General features: G+C 61.9%; 24 protein-coding genes. 14 read left to right on the top strand and 10 right to left on the bottom strand.

Annotation, left to right across the window (positions count from 1 at the left end):
- Nucleotides 1-106: 106 nt before the first annotated feature.
- From OGM67_06785 to OGM67_06795, 3 genes are all read right to left on the bottom strand, one after another.
- Nucleotides 107-1,339: a M23 family metallopeptidase gene (locus OGM67_06785; GenBank protein ID UYJ36007.1), complete on the bottom strand. Its 1,233-nt coding sequence runs from the start codon at nt 1,337-1,339 to the stop codon at nt 107-109.
- Between the two features lie 90 nt (nt 1,340-1,429).
- Entirely contained in the window at nt 1,430-1,657 is a 228-nt protein-coding gene (locus OGM67_06790; protein ID UYJ36008.1) for a phosphatase, read from the bottom strand.
- Between the two features lie 313 nt (nt 1,658-1,970).
- On the bottom strand, nt 1,971-2,900 hold the full coding sequence (locus OGM67_06795; GenBank protein UYJ36009.1) for a sugar phosphate nucleotidyltransferase: 930 nt from the start codon (nt 2,898-2,900) through the stop codon (nt 1,971-1,973).
- A gap of 245 nt (nt 2,901-3,145) precedes the next feature.
- Between OGM67_06795 and OGM67_06800 the strand changes: the two genes are divergently transcribed.
- Both OGM67_06800 and OGM67_06805 read left to right on the top strand, forming a co-directional pair.
- The gene (locus OGM67_06800; GenBank protein UYJ36010.1) at nt 3,146-4,330 is read left to right on the top strand and encodes a patatin-like phospholipase family protein; all 1,185 of its coding nucleotides are present in this window, start codon (nt 3,146-3,148) and stop codon (nt 4,328-4,330) included.
- 54 nt (nt 4,331-4,384) lie between these two features.
- Nucleotides 4,385-5,938 (top strand): PEP-utilizing enzyme, encoded by a 1,554-nt coding sequence (locus OGM67_06805; GenBank protein ID UYJ36011.1) that lies wholly within the window; start codon nt 4,385-4,387, stop codon nt 5,936-5,938.
- Between the two features lie 74 nt (nt 5,939-6,012).
- Here OGM67_06805 and rpsT read toward each other — a convergent pair whose 3' ends face one another.
- The gene (rpsT, locus tag OGM67_06810) at nt 6,013-6,279 is read right to left on the bottom strand and encodes a 30S ribosomal protein S20 (GenBank protein ID UYJ36012.1); all 267 of its coding nucleotides are present in this window, start codon (nt 6,277-6,279) and stop codon (nt 6,013-6,015) included.
- A gap of 139 nt (nt 6,280-6,418) precedes the next feature.
- On the opposite strand from rpsT, the gene OGM67_06815 reads away from it, so the two are divergent.
- From OGM67_06815 to OGM67_06825, 3 genes are all read left to right on the top strand, one after another.
- Nucleotides 6,419-7,537, top strand: coding sequence for a stage II sporulation protein P (locus tag OGM67_06815; GenBank protein ID UYJ36013.1), 1,119 nt, complete (start codon nt 6,419-6,421; stop codon nt 7,535-7,537).
- A 198-nt stretch (nt 7,538-7,735) separates the two neighbouring features.
- Nucleotides 7,736-9,121, top strand: coding sequence for an asparagine--tRNA ligase (gene asnS / locus OGM67_06820; protein ID UYJ36014.1), 1,386 nt, complete (start codon nt 7,736-7,738; stop codon nt 9,119-9,121).
- Nucleotides 9,121-10,149, top strand: a complete 1,029-nt coding sequence (locus OGM67_06825; GenBank protein ID UYJ36015.1) for an A/G-specific adenine glycosylase — start codon at nt 9,121-9,123, stop codon at nt 10,147-10,149. Before asnS ends, OGM67_06825 begins: the two co-directional genes overlap by 1 nt.
- A gap of 174 nt (nt 10,150-10,323) precedes the next feature.
- On the opposite strand, the gene OGM67_06830 is transcribed toward OGM67_06825, so the two are convergent.
- Both OGM67_06830 and prmA read right to left on the bottom strand, forming a co-directional pair.
- Nucleotides 10,324-11,052: a 16S rRNA (uracil(1498)-N(3))-methyltransferase gene (locus tag OGM67_06830; GenBank protein ID UYJ36016.1), complete on the bottom strand. Its 729-nt coding sequence runs from the start codon at nt 11,050-11,052 to the stop codon at nt 10,324-10,326.
- Nucleotides 11,053-11,055: 3 nt separating this feature from the next.
- The gene (gene prmA / locus OGM67_06835; protein ID UYJ36017.1) at nt 11,056-11,985 is read right to left on the bottom strand and encodes a 50S ribosomal protein L11 methyltransferase; all 930 of its coding nucleotides are present in this window, start codon (nt 11,983-11,985) and stop codon (nt 11,056-11,058) included.
- A 279-nt stretch (nt 11,986-12,264) separates the two neighbouring features.
- On the opposite strand from prmA, the gene OGM67_06840 reads away from it, so the two are divergent.
- The 4 genes from OGM67_06840 to spoVAE are packed head-to-tail and all read left to right on the top strand — an operon-like array spanning nt 12,265 to nt 14,681.
- Nucleotides 12,265-12,834 carry a hypothetical protein gene (locus OGM67_06840; GenBank protein ID UYJ36018.1) on the top strand — a complete coding sequence of 190 codons (570 nt, stop codon included), beginning with the start codon at nt 12,265-12,267 and terminating at the stop codon, nt 12,832-12,834.
- A 33-nt stretch (nt 12,835-12,867) separates the two neighbouring features.
- A complete protein-coding gene (locus OGM67_06845; protein ID UYJ36019.1) occupies nt 12,868-13,311 on the top strand; it encodes a SpoVA/SpoVAEb family sporulation membrane protein in 444 nt (147 codons plus the stop codon).
- A 3-nt stretch (nt 13,312-13,314) separates the two neighbouring features.
- The gene (locus OGM67_06850) at nt 13,315-14,328 is read left to right on the top strand and encodes a stage V sporulation protein AD (protein UYJ36020.1); all 1,014 of its coding nucleotides are present in this window, start codon (nt 13,315-13,317) and stop codon (nt 14,326-14,328) included.
- Complete coding sequence (gene spoVAE, locus OGM67_06855) at nt 14,325-14,681, top strand: stage V sporulation protein AE (protein UYJ36021.1); 357 nt, start codon at nt 14,325-14,327, stop codon at nt 14,679-14,681. The genes OGM67_06850 and spoVAE overlap by 4 nt, the downstream gene beginning before the upstream one ends.
- 236 nt (nt 14,682-14,917) lie before the next feature.
- On the opposite strand, the gene OGM67_06860 is transcribed toward spoVAE, so the two are convergent.
- Complete coding sequence (locus OGM67_06860) at nt 14,918-16,321, bottom strand: trypsin-like peptidase domain-containing protein (protein ID UYJ36022.1); 1,404 nt, start codon at nt 16,319-16,321, stop codon at nt 14,918-14,920.
- Nucleotides 16,322-16,662: 341 nt separating this feature from the next.
- On the opposite strand from OGM67_06860, the gene OGM67_06865 reads away from it, so the two are divergent.
- Nucleotides 16,663-17,514, top strand: coding sequence for a methyltransferase domain-containing protein (locus OGM67_06865; GenBank protein UYJ36023.1), 852 nt, complete (start codon nt 16,663-16,665; stop codon nt 17,512-17,514).
- A gap of 55 nt (nt 17,515-17,569) precedes the next feature.
- On the opposite strand, the gene OGM67_06870 is transcribed toward OGM67_06865, so the two are convergent.
- Both OGM67_06870 and OGM67_06875 read right to left on the bottom strand, forming a co-directional pair.
- On the bottom strand, nt 17,570-18,934 hold the full coding sequence (locus tag OGM67_06870) for an MATE family efflux transporter (protein UYJ36024.1): 1,365 nt from the start codon (nt 18,932-18,934) through the stop codon (nt 17,570-17,572).
- A gap of 118 nt (nt 18,935-19,052) precedes the next feature.
- The gene (locus OGM67_06875) at nt 19,053-20,057 is read right to left on the bottom strand and encodes a nucleoid-associated protein (GenBank protein ID UYJ36025.1); all 1,005 of its coding nucleotides are present in this window, start codon (nt 20,055-20,057) and stop codon (nt 19,053-19,055) included.
- Between the two features lie 106 nt (nt 20,058-20,163).
- Between OGM67_06875 and OGM67_06880 the strand changes: the two genes are divergently transcribed.
- A complete protein-coding gene (locus OGM67_06880; protein ID UYJ36026.1) occupies nt 20,164-20,367 on the top strand; it encodes a hypothetical protein in 204 nt (67 codons plus the stop codon).
- 45 nt (nt 20,368-20,412) lie between these two features.
- Here the strand turns inward: OGM67_06880 and OGM67_06885 are convergent, their stop codons facing one another.
- A complete protein-coding gene (locus OGM67_06885) occupies nt 20,413-20,808 on the bottom strand; it encodes a thioesterase (GenBank protein ID UYJ36027.1) in 396 nt (131 codons plus the stop codon).
- A gap of 248 nt (nt 20,809-21,056) precedes the next feature.
- Here OGM67_06885 and OGM67_06890 point away from each other — a divergent pair, with 248 nt between their 5' ends.
- The 3 genes from OGM67_06890 (at nt 21,057) to OGM67_06900 (ending at nt 23,307) form a co-directional block, all read left to right on the top strand.
- Nucleotides 21,057-22,385 (top strand): uracil-xanthine permease family protein, encoded by a 1,329-nt coding sequence (locus OGM67_06890; protein UYJ36028.1) that lies wholly within the window; start codon nt 21,057-21,059, stop codon nt 22,383-22,385.
- A gap of 75 nt (nt 22,386-22,460) precedes the next feature.
- Nucleotides 22,461-22,814, top strand: coding sequence for a hypothetical protein (locus tag OGM67_06895; protein UYJ36029.1), 354 nt, complete (start codon nt 22,461-22,463; stop codon nt 22,812-22,814).
- 91 nt (nt 22,815-22,905) lie between these two features.
- Nucleotides 22,906-23,307, top strand: coding sequence for a metalloregulator ArsR/SmtB family transcription factor (locus OGM67_06900; GenBank protein UYJ36030.1), 402 nt, complete (start codon nt 22,906-22,908; stop codon nt 23,305-23,307).
- Nucleotides 23,308-23,332 lie beyond the last annotated feature (25 nt).

Here is a 23,332-nt window from a genome sequence, read left to right on the forward strand (position 1 = left end):
TACTCCCACTCTCTTAGCACACCCGGCCATACACACGGCACGGCGGGCCGGGGGCACCGCGCCGATCGTAACATTCTATGGGCGGCATCGCCGTGCGATGCCTGCGTTATTCAGCCTCACGGAATTGCAGACCGCTGCTGCCGTTCAGGGCAAGCTGCGGGTCGGTGGATTTGCTGCCGATGCGCAGCTCATAGATCAGGCTGTGGCTCGTCCCGGCAGTACCCAGCGGGTCGCCGGTGGAAACCGACTGCCCGCGCACAACGCCGACCGTTTCCAGACCGTACAGATAGCTTTTTACGCCGCAGCCGTGGTCGATGACCACAGTGCCGCCGGTCAGGGTCAGCGTGCCGGCAAACACGATGTTACCGGCCTGAGGGGCGGTGACAGTCTCGCCGTCTGCGGCGGCATAGGTCAGGCCGGTGGCCTGGCCGCTGCGCTGGCCGTCCACCATCTGGGTGGTGCCGTAGGCCAGACTGACAGCACCGGCGCTGGGGGCCTCGAACCGGCCGTTCCATAGCTTGGCGGAGCTGCCGGTGGTGTAAAGCGGCCAGATCGCGTTGCGGAACTCCTCTCCGCCGCCGACATCCTCCTCCGCCGGGACGGAGACGGTGTCGTACAGTGTGCGGGTCACCGTCAGGGTGATCTCCTTTTGCAGGGTGCCGCAGGTCAGCTGCAGCGCATGGTCGCCGCCCTCGGCGTTGTAGGTTACGGGCAGGTAGCCCATGTACCCCGTGGCGGTCTTGCGGAACCATACCTCGCCGAGATCACTCTCAACGGTCGGCTCGCCGTCCAGAATACCGGACAGCTGGATCGCCACGATGCTGCCCTGCGGCGCGCGCTCGCTGCTCAGGGTGACCTTGGGGTTCATCGCCATTGTGTAGCCTGCGCGGTAGGCGTACCAGCCCACCGGGTCACCGGGGGCATCACTGTCGCTGTGGTGGGCAGTCACGAGAATCTGATACGCGCCGTTCTGGGTGTAGGTATAGGTGTTGCAGTCGGTCAGGCCGCCCGACCAGACGGTGCCGTCTGGCGCGGTGATCTGCACCTCGGCCGCTGTGACCCATTCGGGCAGGGTCAGCGCGGGGATCGTATCGGTGAAGGTGCCGAGCTTCTGCACGGTCAGGTTGGTCGGGCTTTCATAGGTCTTGCTGACCTTGTCGCCCAGCACGGGTATGGCCCAGTCCCAGCCGTTGGCGGTCAGCGTCAGCCCGCCGAACTGCACGGGCTGCTGGGGAAGTCGGTCCTCGCCGGTGCGGCTGTAGAGAAACGCCGCTGTTCCGCCAAGGATCGCGGCAACCATGGCGGCGACCATCACCAGCCAAAGCAGCAGTTTGCGCATGATCTAGCTTTCTCCATTAACAAAAGACTGGGCGCCGTCAGGTCAGCGCCCAGCCGGTTCGTATTCGGTCACACAGGACCCCGATGGGGATTACTCCTCGGTGTTGGGGGCATCGGGGATCTTCTCGTAGGTGGTGGTGTCCTCGGCGTTGGTGTCGTCCTCGTCATCGAAATCGTCATAATCATCGCTGAAGAGCAGGCGCTCGTACTCGTCCAGTTCCTTCTCACGGTGATGCAGGTAGAGGGCGGCGGCGGTCAGGGCACCGGCAGCGGCAAACAGGAAGGCCAGAGCGGCACCGAAGGTGGTCTTTTTCATCATGATAAAAACTCCTTTGCAAAAGCTGCGCTGCTGCGTCAGCTTAGTGAAATGTTTCCAGCGTGTCAAAAAATCACATTCTTGCCCTATTGAATGTGTAGGGGCGACCATTGGTCGCCCGCCAACTTGGCGCAGCAATGCGTTTTCCAAGAAGGCTTTTTCACAGACAAACGGACACGGGCGAGCAATGCGCGCCCCTACAAGAGCTTTTGACAGTCTGATGATCCGATTTACTGATTTTATTATACCCGACATCCCGCGCAAATACAACAGCGTAATTGTAAAATATTGCGCGCAGCGTCCCCCGGCAGAGGCATCAGAACAGCCGGTCGGTCGGGTACAGCCCGGCCTCGCTCATCTGCTTGAGAGCGGCGACAAGCTCGGGCTTGTCCTCGCGGTAGGTGATGCCGTGCCATTTGTCGGCGCTGGTCAGCACATGGACATCGGCCTCGCCATTGTTCAGCGCGTTCGTCACGACGGTGGGCAGATAGTACTCGCATTTCAGCGGGTTGACGGGCAGATTCTCCTTCAAAAACGCCGCAAACCCGGCCTTTGCATCGCGGACATAGGCGGGCGTGAAGCCCCACAGATTCATCGAAACAACGGCGTCTGCAGGCAGGTCGCACCAGCTTTTGCCGCCGTCCTCGCTGTAATGGATGCCGCCGTCATACGGCTCAATGCAGGTGCGCTCGGTCACGCTGACGAGGTTGTGCTGCGCATCGGTCACGCAGACGCCGCGGCTGACGCTGCCATTGGCGCTGACCGTGTTGCCCAGCAGGAAGCCCACCATCGCCCAGGCGTAGCGGTCGCCGTCGGCGTGGGTGCTGAGATAGTCGTAGACAAGGCGGAAGCCCTGCGGGCCGTAGTAGTCATCCGCGTTGATGACCGCGAACGGTGCATCGCCGATGGCCTGCTCTGCCACAAGGATGGCGTGGGCCGTGCCCCAGGGCTTGACGCGCCCCTCCGGCACGGTGAACCCCTCCGGCAGCTTGTCGAGCTGCTGGTAGGCATAGCGGACCTCAAACCCGGCGCGCAGGGCGCGGGCGCCGACAGCCTCCTTGAAGGCCTGCTCGATCTCATGCTTGATGATGAAAACAACGGTCTCGAACCCGGCGCGGCGGGCATCGTAAAGGCTGTAGTCCAGAATGGCCTCGCCGGACGGCCCCACCGGGTCGATCTGCTTGAGCCCGCCGTAGCGGCTGCCCATACCGGCAGCCATGACAACAAGGATAGGTTTGGTAGACATGGAAATTCCCTCACTGATATGGTATTGCAATGTTAGAATATGGCAGGGGCGTCGAGGACGCCGCCCCCTACAGTACGCAGGATAAACAACTGCTTTTATAATACTGCGTTTCCCCTTCCGTTGCAACCCCTGACAAAATACAAAAATTCCATAAAAAAACGGCAGATTGTGACGCAGTTTGCTATGGCAACTTTGCACAGAAGATGCTATAATGAGGAAAACCATGACCGGGAGGGAGAACGAAGATGGAACATACCGGAAAGCGCGCGCTGGTGCTGGCGGGGGGCGGTGCCAAGGGCAGCTACCAGATCGGTGTCTGGCATGCCCTGCAGGCGCTGGACTGGACGCCGGATATCATCACCGGGGCCAGTGTCGGCACCCTGAACGGCTGCCTTTTCACGATGGGCAAGGCCCGCGAGGCAGAGGAGCTTTGGCGCAGTCTGGAGATCCATGATGTGCTGGAGATTCCCGAATCGCTCAAGCGCGAGGAGCTGCGCGCCTTCTTCCTCGATATTTTCCGCAGCGGCGGGCTGAATGTTGAGCCGCTGGCTGAGACGATTGACCGGCTGATCGACGAGGATGCCGTGCGGCATTCCGCCATTCATTTCGGCCTTGTCATGACGGAGCTTGGCAGCCTGCGCAGCGTGCAATGCCCGATCGAGGAGATCCCCGAGGGGCAGCTCAAGGACTATATGCTGGCGTCCAGCGCCTGCTTCCCTGCCCTGCGCCCGCGGGAAATTGACGGTGTAAAGTACATTGACGGCGGCTGGCGGGATAATATGCCGTTGGATCTGGCCGCCCGCATGGGCGCGACCGAGTTGCTTGGAGTCGATGTGGACGGCATCGGCATCGTGCGGCCCAACACGACTGGCCTGCCCACCCGCATTGTGCGCAGCCATTGGGACCTTGGCCCCACGCTGGACTTTGACCCCGCCCGCGCCGGGCGCAACATTGCGCTGGGCTATTTTGATACGCTGCGCCTGTTCGGCCGGTGCGGCGGCACGGCCTACGCCATGCTGCCCGATAACGAGGAATACCTTGCCCATTTCGCGGAGCGGTACCAGAAAAACCTTGCCGAGGTCTGCGCCCGCGCACCCGAGATAGATCTGGTCGAGAAGAATGCCCGCACCCGGGCAAACTACCCGGCCCCTTATGCGCCGAACCCCAGCGCCCCGACCCGCGGCGCGCTGGCCCCGCTGGAGCTGGCGGCAGAGCGTGTCGGCGTGCCTGAGGACATTCCGTATACCCCGAAGCTGCTGGCTGCGACCTTTATGGGCAGCTTTGACAAGGACCCGGCAGACCGGTTCCCCGCCCTGCTGGAGGGAAAAGAAAACACCCTTGTGACCGAGCGCGCCATTGCCGCCGCCGTGCCGGAGGAGTTTGTGACCGCCCTTGTCAGCAAGACGCTTGGGGAGATGCCGATTTTGTAAAAAGGCCCTTCCTTTTGGGGAAGGCTGAGGAGATTCAAAAAGGAGGCCTACTCTATGCACACCTACACCGGCGTGCCGGCATCGTCCGGTATTGTGGTCGGCCCGGTCGAGCAGATCGACCACGGCACCACAGGGCTGCACCGCATCGTCTGTGACCCGTTCCGGGAGCGCGCGCTCTATGATGTGGCCGTTGTGCTGGCCAAGGACGAGCTGCGCCGGCTGAGCCAGCGCGCCAAAGGCCCCGATGCGGATATTCTGCTGTTTCAGATCGCCCTGCTGGAGGATGAATCCTTCACCAACGAGATCGGCGATTATATCGCCGCCGGTGCGGGCGGTGCCGCCGCCGTTGAGCGGGCAGAACAGATCTTTGCAGACCGGCTGAAGAATGTGGACGATGAGTATATCCGGGAGCGCAGTGTCGATGTCTGCGATGTCTGCCGCCGGGTCGTGGATATTCTGGACGGCCGCCCGCGCCGGCGGCTGCATCTCAAGCGGCCGAGCATTCTGGTCGCGGATCGGTTTTTCCCCAGCGATCTGTTCAGCCTTGACCGCCGGATGGTGCTGGGGCTTGCCAGCGATCAGGACAGCACGATCAGCCACGCCGCCATTATGGCGCGCAGCATGGGAATCCCGGCGGTGGTGCAGCTGGGGGACGGCGCAGCCGCCATGGCGGTGGGCCGCCGCGCGATCCTCGATGCCGACAACGGCACACTGGTGGTCGAGCCGGACGGCGCGCAGATCGCCCGGGTGGACTGCCAGATCGCATTGAGCCGCCTGCACGGCCAGCAGCCTGACCCTGTGGCCGCCCTGCCCTGCCTGACCAAGGGCGGCACAGCCTTCCGCCTGATGCAGACCTGCAACCTGATCGACAACGAGGTGCCCCATACGCAGGGGGCGGCGGGCATCGGCATCGTGCGCTCCGAGAGCGCGATCCTTTGCGAGCAGAGCGAGCAGACCCAGACGAGCCGCCTGAAGGAATATCTGCGCTCGGCCGAGGGCGTCCCCGTGGTACTGCGCACCTGCGATACCCGCGCCGATGATGATGCCCCCTGGTCTGCCGAGCTGCAGGCGCGGCTGGGCGGAAACCGGCTGTTCAAGTCCCAGATCCGTGCGCTGCTGCGCGCCGCCCCGGAGGGGCATCTGTGTGTCGTGTTCCCGATGGTAAAGGATGCGGCAGACTGGGATAGATGCCTGCAGGAGGTCAATGACTGCAAGGATGAGCTGCAGATCAGCGGTGTTGAGATCGGGATGCCGATGCTGGGCTGTGTGATAGATATGCCCTCGGCCGCTCTGATGGCCGCCGACATCATGGACCGCGGCGCCCAGCTGATGGTTATTGACGCGGAGGACCTGACCCGCTACACGCTGGGCCTTGTGCATAACCCCACCGCTGCCGTGGGCCAGCTGACAAACCCCGCTGTGCTGCGGCTGGTCAAGAGTGTGGTGGAGCAGGCTGCGGCCCGCAGTGTGCCGGTCTATATCTGCGGCATCACGGTGGCGGCGGTGAATGCCATGCCGGAGTACCTCAAGCTCGGTGTGCGCACCTTCAGCGCAGAGCCTGCCGCGCTGCTGCCGCTGAAGAAGCTGCTGATGGAGCAGGAGGTCTGAACCTGTACCCTTGCAGCGCTTAACAAAATGAAAATGCCCGCCGTTTTCACGGCGGGCATTGTTCATGCGATCAATTACTGAGCAGCAGCCTTGTTGGCGCGCTTAGCCATGCGGCTGATCTTGCGGGCAGCGGTGTTCTTATGGATGACACCCTTGCTCTTAGCAGAGTCGATGGCAGAGACAGCAACCTTAACGACGGTCTCCTTGTCAGCAGCATTGCTGTCGATGGCAGCGTTTGCCTTCTTGACAACTGTTTTCAGGTTGGACTTGACGACCTTATTGTGCAGGGCCTCTTTCTTGGCCTGAACAACGCGATCCTTCTGAGATTTAATATTAGGCATTCGTTCCACCTCCTTAGTTCCCCATAACAGTACAAGTTATCCTATCATACTTTTTGCAAAGTTGCAAGTGGTTTTTGAAAAAAACTTCATAGAAAGCAAAAAAAGCGCATAAAATTTGGGTGCAGAGGGGGTGTGTGCCATGCAAAGACTGCGCCGGTGGGCCTCGGCGGCGGTGTACGGGGGTGCTTTTGCGGCCGGGGTGCTGGCGGTTGGGGCAGCGCTGGCGTTCTGCCCCGGGCGCGCCTGGCTGCTGCGCGGGGCGCTCTATCTGCAGGACCCTGCGGCTGCGGCGGCGCTTGACTGGCCCGCCGCCCCGGCACAGAGTGTCAGCAGCCCGCAGCGGCCGGAAAGCCGCCCCACGCCGCTGCCCACGCCCTGCCCTGCCCCAGCACCGTCCGCAACGCCGCAGCCGTCCGCAGCCCCCACGGCCACACCGCTGCCCAGCGCCGCGCCCGAGCTGGCGGACGCGGGCCGCATCCGTGCGGTGCAGCTGCGGCAGGGCAGCGGCACCGGCTATCTGCAGCTTGCGGCGGGCAGCATCAAAAACAGCACCGAGCATCCGGACGCTGACCTGCGCGCCGCCGTCACGACCCCCAGCCTGCCTTTTTCTATAGAAAGGGACAGCGCCGCACCGCAGGTGCTGATCATGCACACCCACGCCACGGAAAGCTACCAGCTTTGGCCCGACCTTGTCTATGACAAAAGCTATGCGGCCCGCAGCAGGAACACGGCGCTGAATGTCTGCGCCGTGGGGGCTGAGATGGCCCGGGTGCTGAACGAGGCCGGCATCAACACCCTGCACGACACAACGCTCTACGATGCGCCCGGCTACACCGACAGCTACAAGCGCAGCCGCGCCGGCGTGCAGGAATATCTGGCGCGGTATCCCTCAATCAAGGTCGTGCTGGATGTTCACCGTGATGCCATCGAGGACGCGGACGGCACCCGGGTCAAGCCGGTGTGCGAAATTGGCGGCGAGAGTACAGCGCAGGTCATGCTGATTGCCGGGTGTGACAACGGGGGCAGTATCGTCCTGCCCAACTGGCGGCTGAATCTGCGTCTGGCCGCCGCATGGGAGGCCGCCATGGAGGAGTCCCACCCCGGCCTGACCCGCCCTGTTCTGTGCGGGTACAGGTTTTATAACCAAGATTTAACGACCGGCAGTTTGTTGATAGAGGTCGGCGGCCATGCCAATACGCTGGACGAGGCAATAAGAGCCGGAAGGTATGCGGCGGAAGGGCTGGCAAAAATATTGTGAGCCGACAGATGAAAATAACGCCGCCCTGCAGAGGCCGCAGATGCGCGGCTCTCAGCTTGCCCATTGTTGAGCAGTTCCCGTACAGCGGCGGGCCGGGCATGCCCGGTCCCTACAACTCTATAAATATCGGCTCTTTACTTTTTATAAAATACCTGCTACAATACTAATATTCATAGTATAAAGAGGAGTGGACTACCCATGCAGAGAACGGAACTTGCATCGCTGTACAAGGCTACCCCCGCAGACGGCACTAAGGTCACTGTCTGCGGCTGGGCCAAGACTGTGCGCGATTCCAAAAATATCGGCTTCATCTCACTGTCGGACGGCAGTTGCTATAAGCCTGTCCAGATCGTGTTTCAGGCAGATAAGCTCGCCAACTATGCCGAGATCGCCAAATGCGGCCTGTACACCAGTTTTGAGGTCACCGGCACGCTGGTGCTGACCCCGAACGCCAAGCAGCCCTTTGAGATCAACGCCGACGAGATCACCGTGCTTGGCCCCTGCGGCGGCGATTATCCGCTGCAGAAAAAGAAGATGGGCATGGACTACCTGCGCACCATGACCCACCTGCGCCCCCGCACCAACACCTTCAATGCGGCGTTCCGCGTGCGCGGTCAGGCAGCATTTGCCCTGCACCAGTTCTTCCACGAGCATGGCTTTACCTATGTTCATACGCCGATCTTCACCGGCTCTGACTGCGAGGGTGCCGGTGAGATGTTCCAGGTCACAACGCTCGACCTCAACGACATCCCCCGCAACGAGGAGGGCGGCGTTGACTACACGAAGGACTTCTTCAAGCGTCCTGTCAACCTGACCGTCTCCGGCCAGCTGGAGGCCGAGGCCATGGCGATGGCGCTGGGCAACGTCTACACGTTCGGCCCCACCTTCCGCGCCGAGAAGAGCTACGACACCCGCCATGCGGCAGAGTTCTGGATGATCGAGCCCGAGATGGCCTTCGCCGACCTGAACACCTACCTTGAGACCGCCGAGGCGATGACCCGCTATGTCATCCGCTATCTGCTCGACAACTGCCCCGATGAGCTGGCCTTCTTCAACCAGTTCTTCGATAAGGGGCTGATCGAGCGGCTGGAGCTGGTCGCAAACTCCGAGTTTGCCCGCGTAAGCTACACCGATGCCGTAGAGCTGCTGAAGAAGAACAACGATAACTTCCAGTACAAGGTCGAGTGGGGCACCGACCTGCAGACCGAGCATGAGCGCTATCTGACCGAGCAGATCTTCAAGAAGCCGGTGTTCGTCACCGACTACCCGAAGGAGATCAAGGCATTCTACATGCGCCAGAACGAGGACGGCAAGACCGTGGCCGCCGCCGATATGCTGGTGCCCGGCATCGGCGAGCTGATCGGCGGTTCCCAGCGTGAGGAGCGCCTTGACGTGCTGGAGGCCCGCATGAAGGAGCTGGGTCTGAACACCGCCGACTATGACTGGTACCTTGACCTGCGCCGCTACGGCAGCGTCAAGCATGCCGGCTACGGTCTGGGCTTTGAGCGCCTGCTGATGTATGTCACCGGCATCCCCAACATCCGTGATGTCATCCCCTTCCCCCGCACCTGCGGAGGCTTCTGATGCAGCCCATTGCCGCACCGCTGCTGCAATGGTTCAACGCAAACAAACGGCTCCTGCCTTTCCGGCAGGAGCCTTCTGCGTACCATATCTGGGTCAGCGAGATCATGCTTCAGCAGACCCGCGTGGCAGCGGCCATCCCCTACTATGAGCGTTTTATCGCGGCGCTGCCCGACCCCGCCGCGCTGGCCGCCTGTGAGCCGGACGCCCTGCGCAAGCTGTGGCAGGGTCTGGGGTACTACAACCGCGTCAACAATATGCAGAAGGCGGCCCGCATCGTCTGTGAGCAGTACGACGGTGACCTGCCCGCCGACTATGAGGCGCTGCGCGGCCTGCCGGGCATCGGCGACTACACGGCGGGCGCGGTGGCGAGCATTGCGTTTGGCATCCCCGTCCCCGCGGTGGACGGCAATGTGCTGCGGGTCTTTGCGCGGCTGTACAACGATGATGCCGATGTGATGACCCCCGCCGCAAAGAAAGCGTTTACCGTGCGAGTGGTTGACCAGATGCCGAAGGCCACCCCCGGCCCGTACAATGAGGCACTGATGGAGCTGGGCGCGCTGGTCTGTGTGCCCGGTGCGCCCCGGTGCGAGGTATGCCCGCTGGCGCAGCTGTGTCAGGGGTACGCCGCAGGGCGTGCTGCCGAGTTGCCCGTGAAGCCCGCGCCGAAAGCTAAGGGCAGGGTGCCTGTGACGGTGGCGCTGATTGAGAGCGAGCGCGGCGTTTTATTGCAGCGCCGCCCCGCCCGCGGACTGCTGGCGGGTTTGTGGCAGCCCGCCGCGTGGGAAAAGAGCCTGACCCGTGAGGAACTGACCGCTGCGCTGGCTGCACTGGGCGTGCGGGCCGCGCTGGGCGAGGCATTGCCCCCTGCAAAGCATGTGTTTACCCACAAGATTTGGGAGCTGGGCGGCTGGCGCGGCACCGCCCCGGCGTGTGACCTGCCGGAGGGCTATGTCTGGGCCGCGCCAGAGGATCTGGCCGAGGTATACCCCGTGCCGAATGCGTTCGGCGCGTATGTGAAAGCAAAATAGCAGAGCTGTAGGGGCCGCACATGTGCGGCCCGCGGGTTTCCCATTAGTGTCCGTTAGCCTTTTACCTGCGGGCCGGGCATGCCCGGCCCCTACAAGGGCAATAATAACACAAAGAGGAGCGTTACCCACATGCGGGTGACGCTCCTTTTTGTTTTTACATACTATGGTTTGCGGTTATTCCAAATTCCCGGTCAGCAGCATGGCAGCGGTCAGGGCGGCCAGCGGCGCGGTCTCGCAGCGCAGGATGCGCGGGCCAAGGCCCACCGTCACGGCACCTGCGGCCTTGGCGGCAGCGGCCTCCTCGACCGAGAAGCCGCCCTCACTGCCGGTGATGATGGCGATGCGCTTATACTGCCCGGGGTGCAGCACCTCCCGCAGGGGGGCACCGCCGCCCTCGTAAAAGAACAGCACAAGGTCAAAATCCTTCATGGCGGCGCAGACGGCGGCAAAATCGGGCAGCGGCATGGCCACGGCGGGCAGCATGGCGCGGCCCGCCTGCTTGGCGGCCTCGGCGGCAATGCGGTTGTACCGTTCGTTCTTGGCGTCCTCTTTTTTGGGTGCGGCCACACAGTAACGGCTGAAAAACGGAACGATCCCGGTTACGCCCAGTTCAACGCTGTGGCGGATGACCTCCTCAAGCTTGCCCTGCTTGGGGTAACCCGCAAACAGCGTCACGGTGCAGTCCGGCTCGGCCTTGCTGGTCGTGCCGTCCGTGACCGAGAACTCGACCCGGCCCGGCTCGATGGCGGTCACGGTGCCAAGGTATTCCAGCCCGTCAGGGCCGCAGAGCACGACCTCCTCGCCGAGCTTGGCGCGCATGACATCTGCCAGATGGTGGGCATCGCTGCCGGTCAGCGCAGCGCGGCCGTCCGCCAGCTCACGGGTAAAATAACGGTGCGGCATCGTTTACGCCTCTTTCGTCTCGGATTTTTTGCAGATGATGCAGACCCAGCCGCGCTTTTCCTTGACCTCGACAGGCGCAAGCCCTGCGGCGCGCAGACCGGCCAGAACCTCGTCCTTGCGCTCGTCAATGATGCCGCTGGCGATAAAGCGGGCGTCCGGGGCCATCAGCACCGGCACATGGGGTGCCAGAGAGAGAATGGCCGCTGCCACGATGTTTGCGGTGATGATGTTGTACTGCCCGCTGGCCTTGTCGGACAGATCACCGACAAGCACCTTGAACCGGTCGGCCACGCCGTTGCGCGCGGCGTTCTCGCCGGCGGTGCGCACGCACATGGGGTCGATGTCAACGCCCTCGGCGCTGCCGGCGCCCAGCTTGAGCGCTGCAATGGCCAGAATCCCCGAGCCGGTGCCGATATCCAGCACCCGCTCGCCGCCCCTGACAAGGCTGTCCAGCGTTTCAAGGCAGAGGGAGGTCGTCTCATGCGTGCCGGTTCCGAACGCCATGCCGGGGTCCATAATGATCTTGATGCGGTCGGTGTCATGCTCCTCCCACCCGGGGACGATGGTAAGGCGCTTGCCGATGTCCATGGCGTGGTAATATTTCTTCCAGGCGTTCTGCCAGTCCTCCTGCTCAACGCCAGTTGTGTTGAGCTTATAGTCGATGCCGCTGTTTTTCAGCCGCTCCTCAAACAAAGGCAGTACCTCGGCGGGGTTCTCATCGGGGGCAAGGTACATGTGTACGATGACCACATCGCGGGGTTTATCGAGCAGCTCCTGCTCGATAAGGTCAACATGCGCGATCTCCCACGCCTGCTGTTCCAGATCGCTGTAATCCTCGATATAAATGCCGCCGTTGGCGACCATCGTAGCGATGGCCTCGGCCGTGTCGGCGTCGCGCTTAGCAACGGTGATGCTGATGTCAGTCCATTCCATGTGGGTGGCTCCTTGTTTTTATAGGTGAGTAATGTGTGCCGTAGGGGGCGGCGTCCTCGACGCCCCGGAAACTTACCGGAAGCGCGAACGCCTGCGGCGGGGTGAGGGCACCCCGCCCTACATACGACCGTATGGCTGCGTGTAGGGCGGCATGCCCCATGCCGCCGCAAGGCAGCAGCGGGTCGTCGGGGACGCCGACCCCTACGAGGTGTGCAGGCATATTTTATTTATTATATCTTATTTTCCCCCACAATTCAATCACAGAAAGGAGAAATCTCCATGCAAATCAAGCGTCTGTCCCCTGCCGGCTGTGAGGAGCTGTACCACACCGCCCTGCCGCGGGATTTCCCCGCCGCCGAGTGCAAGCCCTTTGCCGAGATACGCCGCCTGTTGGAGGCAGGGGTGTATGAGCCGCTGCTGCTGACCGATGATGCCGGTGCGCGGCTGGCCTACGCATGGCAGGTCGTGCTGCCGGGCCAGCGGACGGCGCTGCTGGACTATTTTGCCGTGCGGTGTGATTTGCGCGGCAGCGGTGTGGGTACGGCGGCGCTGCAGCTGATCCGTGACTACTACGCTCTGCGGGTGCAGGACCTGCTGCTGGAATGTGAGCATCCTGCCGAGGCCCCCGACCCCGCCGTTGCGCGGCGGCGCATCGGGTTTTACCTGCGGGCCGGGGCGCGCGCCACTGCGCTGGAGAGCCGCGTGTTCGGCAGCCGGTATGCGGTGCTTTCCCTGCCGTGCGGCGGCACTGCGCCCGATGCCGTGCTCTGCAAAGAGCTGCGCGCCCTCTACAAGGTCATGGTGCCGGAGCCGTATTGCCGCGGCCGGGTCATATTTTACGGCGGCTGAGCACATACTATCCCCCAAAAGGAGGAATGGAGTGTGAAGCTGAATCCCAAGCAATATGATGAGATGATCGGCCGCGCCTCGCCGCCCTCCCCCGTTGTGCGGGACTGCGTGTGGGCGTTCTGTGTCGGCGGGACGATCTGCACCGTCGGGGAAGGGCTGCGCCAGCTCTTTCTGATCTGGTATGACAAGACGCTGGCAGGCACGCTGACGAGCATTGCACTGATCTTTCTGTCGGCGCTGTTCACGCTGCCTGGCTGGTACCAGAAGCTGGCCGCTAAGGCGGGCGCGGGTACGCTGGTGCCGATCACCGGGTTTGCCAACTCGGTCGTAAGCCCGGCCATCGAGTTCAAGGCCGAGGGCTGGGTCACCGGCGTGGGGGCCAAGATTTTTACGATCGCGGGGCCGGTCATCGCTTACGGCACACTGGCAAGCTTTGTGTGGGGCGTGGTCTACTGGCTGCTGGGAAAGGTGGGGTGAGCGATGGCACGCAAAAAGGATACCCTGCTGTTCGACACCCCGCCGGTCGTGGCAGCCTGGGCCGCGGCGGGCGGCAAAAAGGAGAGTGAGGGGCCGCTGGCCTCCGACTTCGATTTCCTGACGCAGGATGCAGGCTTCTGTGAGCAGGGCTGTGAAAACTGGGAGCAGGCCGAAAGCCTGCTGCAGCGGCGGGCAGCGGAACTTTGCCTGCGCAAGGCCGATCTGCCGCGCACCGGGGTTGACATCACCTTTGCAGGTGACCTGCAGGCCCAGTGTACGGCCAGCAACTACACGATGCGGGAGCTGGGCATTCCGTTTGCGGGGGTGTACGGTGCCTGCAGCACCATGGCCGAAACGCTGGCGCTTGCCGCCGTGTTTGCAGCGGGCGGCATGGCGGAGCGGGCGCTGGCATTGACGAGCAGCCATTTCTGCGCGGCGGAGCGGCAGTTCCGCACACCGCTGGAATACGGTGCCAAGCGCACCCCCACCGCCCAGTGGACCGCCACCGCTGCCGGGGCCTGTCTGGTGCGGGCGCACGGCACTGGCGTGCCGGTGCGCAGCGTGACTTTCGGCCGGGTGCAGGACTATGCAGTGCATGACATCAACAATATGGGGGCGGCCATGATGCCGGCGGCGGCCTCGACCCTGCTGCGGTATTTTGCAGCCACCGGCGCGCGCCCGCAGGACTTTGATGCAATTTTTACCGGTGATCTGGGCGAGGTCGGCTCCGCCCTGCTGCGGGAGCAGATGGCGCGGGAGGGCCTGCCGCTGGACAACCACCGGGACTGCGGCTGCCTGCTGTATGACACGCAGGGGCAGGATGTGCAGGCCGGCGGCAGCGGAGCCGGGTGCAGTGCGGCGGTGCTGTGCTGCAAGATCCTGCCGATGCTGGCGGCAGGGCAGCTGAGGCGGGTGCTGTTTCTGGCCACCGGCGCGCTGATGAGCCAGACTACCTTTTTGCAGGGGGAGAGCATCCCCGGCATTGCCCACTGTGTTGAGCTGGGAGGTGCGGTATGAATTATTTCTGGGCGTTTGCGGTGGGCGGCGGCATCTGCGTTGTGGGGCAGCTGCTTATTGATTACACGAAGCTGACCCCCGCGCGCATCCTGACCGGGTATGTGGTCGCGGGCGTGATCCTGAGCGCCGTCGGCCTGTACAAGCCGCTGGCAGATTTTGCGGGGGCGGGGGCCAGCGTGCCGCTGCTCGGCTTTGGGCACCTGCTGGCACAGGGTGCGCAGCATGCGGTGGACGAGTGCGGTCTGCCGGGGGCCTTCACCGGCGGGCTGACGGCAGCCTCGGGCGGCATTGCTGCCAGCCTGATTTTCGGCGTAGCGGCCGCGCTTGCAGGGAAAAGCAGGGACCAGAACTGAAGCTGCCCTGCAAAGTGCATAAAAAGGCGGGCTGTCAAAAAACTTTTGTAGGGGCGAGCATTGCTCGCCCGTGCCCGTTAGTCTGTGAAAAAAACTTTTCGGGAAAATGCGTTGCTGCGCCAAGCTGGCGGGCGACCAATGGTCGCCCCTACACATTCAATAGGCCAAGAATGTGATTTTTTGACACACAAAGGCGGGCTGCAGATCTAAACGATCTGCAGCCCGCCGGTTGCTTTTTACTGGTTGGAGCCAAGCGTGACAGTCAGGGTCTGCACCTTGCCGTTGCGCTCGACCTGCAGGTTCACGGAATCACCGATGGCCTTGTCCTTGAGGTAATTCTTCAGGGCGGAGGAATCGCTGACAGCGGTATCATCCACAGCCAGCACACGGTCACCGGCCTGCACACCGGCGGCCTCGGCGCCGCTGCCCTTGGTGACCTCGACCACATAGACGCCCATTGTGGACACACCCAGCTGCTGGGCGGTCTGCGCATCGGTCACATCCATGATCTTGACGCCCAGTGCGGGGCGCGCGACCGAGCCGCTCTCGATCAGCTGGCGGCTGATCTCCATTGCGGTGTTGATGGGGATGGCAAAGCCGATACCCTCGGCTTCACTGTAGCTGCTCTTGGCATTGACAATGCCGATCAGCTCGCCGTTTGCGTTGAACAGACCGCCGCCGGAGTTGCCCGGGCTGATGGAGGCATCGGTCTGGATCAGCGTCATATCGTTGTCCTGTACGGTAACCTGACGGTTCAGCGCGCTGACGATGCCGTCCGTGACGGTGTTGGACAGCGTGCCGAGCGGGTTGCCCACCGCCACGGCGACCTCGCCGACGGCCAGCGCGTCACTGTCACCGATGACCGCCGGGGTCAGACCGGTGGCGTCGATCTTCAGCACGGCGATGTCGGAGGTGGAATCCTGCCCGACAATGGTGGCATCGTAGGACTCATCGCTGCCGTTCAGCTGGACCTTGACGCTGGTGGCACCGCTGACGACATGTGCGCAGGTCAGGATGTAGCCGTCCTGACTGATGATGACGCCGGAGCCTGCGCCGCTCTGCACATAGTAGCCGCCGAACCAGGTCTGGCTGCTGCTCATCTGCTCAGTCGTAATGGCGACAACACTGGGCGAAACGACAGACGCAATCTGCTGGACGGTCATGCTGCTGCCGTCCGTGCTGCCTGCCGCCGTGGCATCGGTGCTGCGCTGCACCTGCTGGACCACGACCTGATTGCCGGTCAGGCCGGTGCGGCTGGCAACGATCGCGCCGCCGAAGCCGCCGCCGAAGCCCAGCGCCACCGCGCCGACACCTGCCAGCACGCGGAGCAGCACCTTGCGGGGCTTCTTTTTCTGGGGCACGGGGGGCTGCTGCGGTGCGCTGGAATAGCTGTAGCCGTTATAGCCGCCGTTGTTCCCGCTGCCGCCGCTGAAGCTGCTGGTGTAGCCGTTGGGGTCCTGCTGCGGGTTGGGGCTTGCGCCGTTGCCGGAATAATCGGTGCGGGCGGTGTTGGCGGTGTTCATGCCGCTGGAGCCTACATTGGGGTAGTCGCCCTGTTCAGGCTGGCTGCTCTGGGGCTGTGCGGGCTGACCATCGGATGTATGGTTATAGAGACCGGAGTAATCATATTCATTGCTCATAGGGGTCGTCTCCTTTCGCTTTGTATGCCTACAGTATACCCGCTAATTGTGAAATAGGTTTCGTCAGAGAGTGAAAAGTGTGTGAAAAGCGGTGTAGATCGTGATCAGTAAAAAACTGCCGCCGCCCTGCTGATTTTTACAAATCATATCGTTGCGCAGCGCGGCAAGATATGGTATACTCAAATTACAAACCACACTTAGGGCAATACCGCATAATTCTAATGTGCGCCGAAGAACGGTTATAAATCGTTGGCGCTGACGGCGCAGATCGCCCTGCGCCGCCACTGGGATGATGTGCTGTACTACGACCTGAACACAAATACGATTGGCGGGTAATATATATGCAGATCAAGCAGGAAAAAGGCCACTATACCTTATATAAGGAGAGCGAAGCCATCGGTACGGCTGTGGTGGACGGCGCTGCGATCCTGCGTCTGGAGATCGTGCCCGCGTGGCGCGGGCGCGGCTACGGCAGCTATCTGGTAAAGGAGCTGCTGCGGCGCGGCGGCGGGCTGGACCCGAAGCAGGCCACACGCTTCACTGCGCCCCTGCCCAGGGACGAGGCGGGCCGTGCTTTGGCGCGGCGGTTCGACTTTGTGGCGGAGGGCGGGCGGCTGGTGCGCCGCCGTGTGCCGGATCTGTCCGCTGTGGAGCTGTGCCATGAGTTTCTGGAGCTGCATGTGACCCCCGGCGGGCTGTATCTCGATGCGACCTGCGGCAACGGAAACGACACGCTGTTTTTGTGCCGTCTGGCCGGGCAGAACGGCCGTGTGCTGGCCATGGATATCCAGCAAAAGGCGGTGGACCACACGAACAAGCGCCTGACCGACGCCGGGTATGAGAAAGTGGGGCGCGCGGTGCTCTACGACCATGCGAAGCTGGGGGAACTTGTGCAGCCCGGCAAGGTGGATTGCGTGCTGTTCAACTTCGGCTGGCTGCCGGGGGCCGAGCACACCGTATATTCCACGGCGCAGGGCAGTCTTTCCGCCCTGTGTGCCGCGCTGGATGCCCTGCGCCCCGGCGGTGTGCTGGCGGCTGTGCTGTACAGCGGCAAGGTCATAGGTGATGCCGAAAAGCAGGCGGCGCTGGCGTTTTTCCGCAGCCTGCCGCTGACAAAGTACACGGTGCTGGTCTGCGAGTTTGCAAACTGGGCGGACACCGCCCCGCTGCCGTGCTTTGTGATCAAAAAATAAAAGTACCCCGTATCCGTGTGACCCATGCGGATACGGGGTGCTTTTTATGCCCTGTTTATGCCTTGACTGCGGGGGCACCGCCGCCCAGCTGCGGGATCGGGCAGTGCAGGATGTACCACGCAAACAGCACCGAGGAGATGCTCCATGTCAGCGGGTAGGCCCAGAACACCACACTGATGGCGCGGATAAAATGCAGTGTGATCGTGATATAGGTGATGCGCAGCGCACACCAGATCATCAGCATGACCATCATCGGCACGACCGGCCGCCCCAGCCCGCGCAGGATGCCTGCACAGCAGTGGCTGAAGGCCAGCAGGCAGTAGAACAGCGCCGCCGTGTGTGCCTGCTGCACACCGAACGCGATGACATCCGGCTCACGGCTGAACGCGCCGATGAGCCATGGCGACAGCGCGTAGATGCCTGCGCCCACGATCTCGGCCATCAGCACCGAGCAGAGCGTGCCGAACTTCATACCCTTGCGCACACGGTCGGGCTGACCGGCACCGACATTCTGGCTGACGAAGGTCGCCAGCGCCATCGAAAAGCAGGTCACGGGCAGAAAAGCAAAGCCCTCGACCTTGCTGTAGGCACCGCACCCGGCCATGGCCTGCGCACCGAACGAGTTGATGTTGGACTGCACAATGACATTGGCAATCGAGATGACTGAGTTCTGGATGCCGGACGGCAGACCCTGCACAACGACTGCCTTGAGCGATGGGGCGTCAAATCTGACCTCGTTCCAATGCACGGCCCATTCCTCTTTGCTGCGGGTCAGCTTGGCAAAGGCCAGAATAGCGCTGACCGTCTGGGAGGCAATCGTGGCAAAGGCGGCCGCACCCACGCCCATGCGCAGCCAGCCGACCAAAATCAGGTCGAGAATGACATTGATGATGGACGCGGCAATCAGATACCGCATCGGGCTTTTGCTGTCACCGACCGATTGCAGGATGCTTGCACCCACATTGTACATGACCACGGCGATCGAGCCGAAGAAGTACATCCGGAAGTAGGCAATCGAGTTGGCCAGCACGCTGTCCGGCGTGCCCATCCAGCGCAGGATCTGCGGTGTCAGTATTACGCCCACCACGGTGAGCGCTACGCCGGCGGCAATGCCCAGTGCCACTGTGGTGTGGATGGTGCGGCGCATCCGGTCCCAGTCTTTGGCGCCGAAATACCGCGCCACCACCACGCCGGCGCCCAGCGAGACGCCGTTGACAAAGCCCGTCAGCAAAAAGATCAGGCTGCCGGACGAGCCAACGGCGGCCAAGGCCTCGCCGCCCAGAAAGTTGCCGACGATCAGGGAGTCGGCGGCGTTATACAGCTGCTGAAACAGGTTGCTGATAAAAATCGGCAGCGCAAACAGCAGCATACCCTTGGCAACGCTGCCCTGTATCAGCGTTGTTTTTTGTTTCGTTTCCATAGTTTGCTTTCTCTATACCCATATCCTGAGCGGCAGAGTGCGGGCGCATATAGAATGCGCCCCTACGGGTGTGATTCGTAGGGGCGGATTCCATATCCGCCCGCAAAGTGCCGTATGTTTACACCAATACGTCCTTAATCAATAAGCTCAGCCCGCCGGTGGCCGAATGGATAAACTCAACAGCGTCATCACTGCTGCACAGCTCTGCGGGAATCTTGATCTCGATGCCGGACTCGGTCTTGAAGCTGCGGCTCTCCAGCTTTTTGATGCGCGCCGGGGTCACGGTCACGCGGTCGTCCTGCTGCACACCGGTCTCGGCGAGGGCCTGCTCAAACCGCGGCGCGGCAAGTGGGAAATTCTCCCGGATGCGCTCCCGGACATCCTCGACAGAGATCCGGTTGTCCACAGCCTGATTGCGCACCAGCAGCTCAACGGCGGTCTCGGTGCCGCCGTCAAAGGGCGGTACATCGTCCAGCTCCTCCGGCTCGGGGTAGGCCTCCTTCACGGCGGCTACGGCTGTTTCGCATACGGCCTTGAGCTTCGCCTTCTCCTGCAGGGCCTCGGTGCAGCCGAAAACGCGGGTCGAAAGGTAGTAGCCCTTTTTGTCATCCATCGTGAATTTTTTCTCGATCAGCCGCACCGTGCCGTTGGCGCGGTCGATGAGGGCCGCCTCGTCCGCCTTGGGGGTGCCGGGCAGCAGGGTGCGCTGCGGCACCATGCTGCTGAACCGGCCGTTGCCCAGCAGCTCGGTATGGTGGGTGTAGCCGGGGCGGTAGTTCAGCTTCAGCACGCCGTAGAACGGTACGCCGTCGGCGGTGAAATCCACCACGGCCAGATCACCGGCCGGTATGGCCTGATACTGGAGCATCTGCTCAAAAATGACGCCCGCGATGCGGCGGGACAGGTCGATGAAATCCTGATTCTGCGCCATCTCCTGCGCAAAAGCGGAGTCGGGCAGGAACCGGCAGTTCTTGACCTCATCGCTGGCAAAGGCGCGCTCAAGGGTGGCGGCATAATACTCGTACAGGTCGGCGTCCATGTCCATGGCGCGGTCCGACAGCACCGGCTCCGATGCGCCGGGGTCCAGCAGATGCAGCACGACCTGATTGATCTTGACTTCCATAGAATAATAGCTCCTTAAAGATGGCAATATAAAATACTATACCACGATTTTCCGGGTTTGACCAGCGGCAGCCCCGGGCAAAATAGTGACGAAAGAGGTGATTTGTATGAACAAGGCCGAAAAAGAAACGCTGCTGTGCCGCACCGCACCCAGCCGCCAGAAGCAGGCACAGGAATATCTGCAGGGCCGCAGCCCCGGCACGATGCAGCGCTACGCCCCCAACGCCCACGCCGACCCGGAACAGGGCTGGGTGGAGGACGAGGACACCGTGCGCCGCCTTGCAAAATGGCGAGAGGAAGCGATCTACTGACGCGGGGCGGGCGCGGCCTGCCCCTTACATGCAGCCTGCCGGGGCTTATGCCTCAGCGGTGCGCTTGCTGTTTGCCTTGCGGGTAAAGCGGTCGTTGTCCACGATATAGCGCTCATGCGTGGCGGAGGCGATCTGGGTCACATCATCATAGACGCGGGCGGTGAACCGCAGGCGGCGGTCCTCCACAGCGATCAGCTCACAGTCGCACTGTACGATCATTCCGACCGGGGTGGGGGCCGTGTGGGCTACGGTCAGCGCGGTGCCGACCGTGCCCTGATCGAGCTCCAGCTCGGAGGCGACCGACTGCCAGCAGGCCTTTTCGATCAGAGCCGCCACGGCGGGGGTGGCCAGCACAGGCAGCTCGCCGCTGCCCATGGCAAGGGCGGTGTTTTCAGTGGTGACACGCAGCGCTGCGTGCCCCTTGATGCCGGGGGTAAGCATAAGCATTTCTCCTGCTATTTTCAAAATCTTATATCTTATATATAGTAGCACACTTTCCGGCAAAAAGATAGTAGTGGCCGGGTATGCCCGGCCACTACATAGCGACAAAAATTTTCATTTTTTCGCCAATCTCTTGCACTTTGCGCCGAATTCTGCTATCCTTATATAGATAAGCAAGGAGGCTGTAGTGTTGTGGTAATCACGGCAGTCTCCCTTTTTTGCGGCCATTGTTGAGGAGGATATCATTCATGGCAGAAAAAATGGATTATTCGCAGGGCATCTATGATGCCAAGCAGCTCGGCACACCCAAGCTGCTCATTCTGGGTGCGCAGCACATGTTTGCAATGTTCGGCGCAACCGTGCTCGTTCCCTTGCTGACCGGTCTGAGCGTCAGCACCACCCTGCTGTGCGCAGGTCTGGGCACGCTGCTGTTCCACTTCCTGTGCAAGGGCAAGGTTCCGGCATTCCTTGGCTCCAGCTTTGCCTATCTGGGCGGCTTTGCCATTGTGTCCAACAACGGTGAGAACCCCGAAAACCTGCCCTACGCCTGCGCGGCTGTGGCATTGTCCGGCCTTGTGTATGTGCTGTTCAGCGCGCTGATCTCCGCGTTCGGCATCCGCAAGATGATGAAGTTCTTCCCCCCGGTTGTCACCGGCCCCATCATCATTGCCATCGGCCTGATTCTGGCCCCCAGCGCTATCTCCAACTGCCAGAGCAACTGGCTGCTGGCTATTGTGGCGCTGGCCACCGTTATCGTCTGCAACATCTGGGGCAAGGGCATGGTCAAGATCCTGCCCATTTTGATCGGCGTTCTGGTTTCCTACGCCGTGGCGCTGGTCACCGGCGCAGTTGACTTCCAGGCCATCGGCGCTGCCGCCTGGTTCGGCATCCCCCTGCATAAGGATTCCATGGGTCTGTTCGCCATTGACGGCAGCGAGACCTTCATCAGCGCCGTGTTCACCATCGTGCCCATCGCACTGGCGACCATGATGGAGCATATCGGCGACATTGCCGCGATCTCCGCCACCACCGGCAAGAACTACATCCGCGACCCGGGCCTGAACAAGACCCTGCTGGGCGATGGTCTTGCTACCGCCATGGCCGGCCTGCTGGGCGGCCCCGCCAACACCACCTACGGCGAGAACACCGGCGTTCTGGCGCTGACGAAGATTTACGATCCCCTCGTCATCCGCATTGCTGCTGTGTTTGCGCTGATTCTGAGCTTCTGCCCGAAGTTTGAGGCCGTCATCAACACGATTCCCGCCGGTATCGTGGGCGGTATCAGCTTTGTGCTGTACGGCATGATCTCCGCCATCGGCGTGCGCAATGTTGTTGAGAACAAGGTCGATTTCACCAACTCCCGCAACTTGATCATCGCCGCCGTCATTCTGGTCAGCGCGCTGGGCTTCAACTCGGTGGGCGGCATCAGCTTCGCTCTGGGCAATGTCACCATCAACCTGTCCGGTCTGGCCATCGCCGCCATCGCCGGCATCCTGCTGAACGCTATCCTGCCCGGCAACGACTATGAGTTCGACGAGGGCAGCAACGAGCCTGAGAGCGCCAGCCTGCGCGTTTGATTTGCATTTACGCAAACCCCATGTAGGGGCGGATGCTTGCATCGACCCCTACAATCACCCGAGAGGTAACAACTTATGACTGCTTCCGACTTCACCAACCTGCATCTGCAATACAAATCCGCTCAGGCTGACGGCGAGGTTCCTGCGGTCATCGAGCATGACTTCCCGGGCGGGCGGATGGTTGACCACTACTTTGTCACCCCCTCCCCTGCCTTCTGGGCCGATGAGGGCGTGAAAAGTCTGGACAGCGTTTCCGGCATCCTGTTTTTGCAGCAGCCCGATGGTGCGCCGTGGAGGATACTCGTCCACGAACAGAGCATGATCAAAGAGGTTGTCTTTGACTTCCCCGAGGAGGAGTTCCGCAAAATGCTGGCCGACAGCAGTGTCATCCTGCCCGGTGAGCCGGGCTTTGCCCCCATTACGGACTGAGATTTTTTCCCCCCCCGGATGTGAGAATTTTCACATCCGGGGGATTTTTTTGCGTTTTGCTATTGACAAAGCTCCTGTCAGGCTGTATCATATGAACAAACAAACATATGAGAGGATGATGACAGTGCCCGAGAACGAAAAAACAGGCGAAAAGCTGCCTGAAACCGCCCAGCTGGGTGAGGCCGACATCCGCCGCCTGCAGGATGACCTGCCCAATGATGAAGTGCTGTACGATCTGGCCGAGTTGTTCCGCGTGTTCGGCGATTCGACCCGCATCAAAATTTTGTATGCACTGTTTGAAAGCGAGCTTTGCGTCAACGACATTGCTCAGGTGGTAGGCATCTCGCAAAGTGCGGTCAGTCACCAGCTGCGGGTGCTGAAAACCAGCAAGCTCGTCAAGTTCCGCCGCGAGGGCAAGGCGATGTACTATTCCCTCGATGATGACCATGTGCGCAGCATGATCGCGCTGGGCATGGAGCATACGGAGGAGTAAAAAGCTTTCTCCCAGGGGGGAGGTG

This window comes from Oscillospiraceae bacterium (assembly GCA_025757985.1).
Taxonomy (GTDB): Bacteria; Bacillota; Clostridia; order Oscillospirales; family Ruminococcaceae; genus Gemmiger.

Coding starts and splice junctions, on each gene's coding strand:
- OGM67_06785 (UYJ36007.1), bottom strand. CDS start 1,339: ATGCGCAAACTGCTGCTTTGGCTGGTGATGGTCGCCGCCATGGTTGCC.
- OGM67_06790 (UYJ36008.1), bottom strand. CDS start 1,657: ATGATGAAAAAGACCACCTTCGGTGCCGCTCTGGCCTTCCTGTTTGCC.
- OGM67_06795 (UYJ36009.1), bottom strand. CDS start 2,900: ATGTCTACCAAACCTATCCTTGTTGTCATGGCTGCCGGTATGGGCAGC.
- OGM67_06800 (UYJ36010.1), top strand. CDS start 3,146: ATGGAACATACCGGAAAGCGCGCGCTGGTGCTGGCGGGGGGCGGTGCC.
- OGM67_06805 (UYJ36011.1), top strand. CDS start 4,385: ATGCACACCTACACCGGCGTGCCGGCATCGTCCGGTATTGTGGTCGGC.
- rpsT (UYJ36012.1), bottom strand. CDS start 6,279: ATGCCTAATATTAAATCTCAGAAGGATCGCGTTGTTCAGGCCAAGAAA.
- OGM67_06815 (UYJ36013.1), top strand. CDS start 6,419: ATGCAAAGACTGCGCCGGTGGGCCTCGGCGGCGGTGTACGGGGGTGCT.
- asnS (UYJ36014.1), top strand. CDS start 7,736: ATGCAGAGAACGGAACTTGCATCGCTGTACAAGGCTACCCCCGCAGAC.
- OGM67_06825 (UYJ36015.1), top strand. CDS start 9,121: ATGCAGCCCATTGCCGCACCGCTGCTGCAATGGTTCAACGCAAACAAA.
- OGM67_06830 (UYJ36016.1), bottom strand. CDS start 11,052: ATGCCGCACCGTTATTTTACCCGTGAGCTGGCGGACGGCCGCGCTGCG.
- prmA (UYJ36017.1), bottom strand. CDS start 11,985: ATGGAATGGACTGACATCAGCATCACCGTTGCTAAGCGCGACGCCGAC.
- OGM67_06840 (UYJ36018.1), top strand. CDS start 12,265: ATGCAAATCAAGCGTCTGTCCCCTGCCGGCTGTGAGGAGCTGTACCAC.
- OGM67_06850 (UYJ36020.1), top strand. CDS start 13,315: ATGGCACGCAAAAAGGATACCCTGCTGTTCGACACCCCGCCGGTCGTG.
- spoVAE (UYJ36021.1), top strand. CDS start 14,325: ATGAATTATTTCTGGGCGTTTGCGGTGGGCGGCGGCATCTGCGTTGTG.
- OGM67_06860 (UYJ36022.1), bottom strand. CDS start 16,321: ATGAGCAATGAATATGATTACTCCGGTCTCTATAACCATACATCCGAT.
- OGM67_06865 (UYJ36023.1), top strand. CDS start 16,663: ATGCAGATCAAGCAGGAAAAAGGCCACTATACCTTATATAAGGAGAGC.
- OGM67_06870 (UYJ36024.1), bottom strand. CDS start 18,934: ATGGAAACGAAACAAAAAACAACGCTGATACAGGGCAGCGTTGCCAAG.
- OGM67_06875 (UYJ36025.1), bottom strand. CDS start 20,057: ATGGAAGTCAAGATCAATCAGGTCGTGCTGCATCTGCTGGACCCCGGC.
- OGM67_06880 (UYJ36026.1), top strand. CDS start 20,164: ATGAACAAGGCCGAAAAAGAAACGCTGCTGTGCCGCACCGCACCCAGC.
- OGM67_06885 (UYJ36027.1), bottom strand. CDS start 20,808: ATGCTTACCCCCGGCATCAAGGGGCACGCAGCGCTGCGTGTCACCACT.
- OGM67_06890 (UYJ36028.1), top strand. CDS start 21,057: ATGGCAGAAAAAATGGATTATTCGCAGGGCATCTATGATGCCAAGCAG.
- OGM67_06895 (UYJ36029.1), top strand. CDS start 22,461: ATGACTGCTTCCGACTTCACCAACCTGCATCTGCAATACAAATCCGCT.
- OGM67_06900 (UYJ36030.1), top strand. CDS start 22,906: ATGAACAAACAAACATATGAGAGGATGATGACAGTGCCCGAGAACGAA.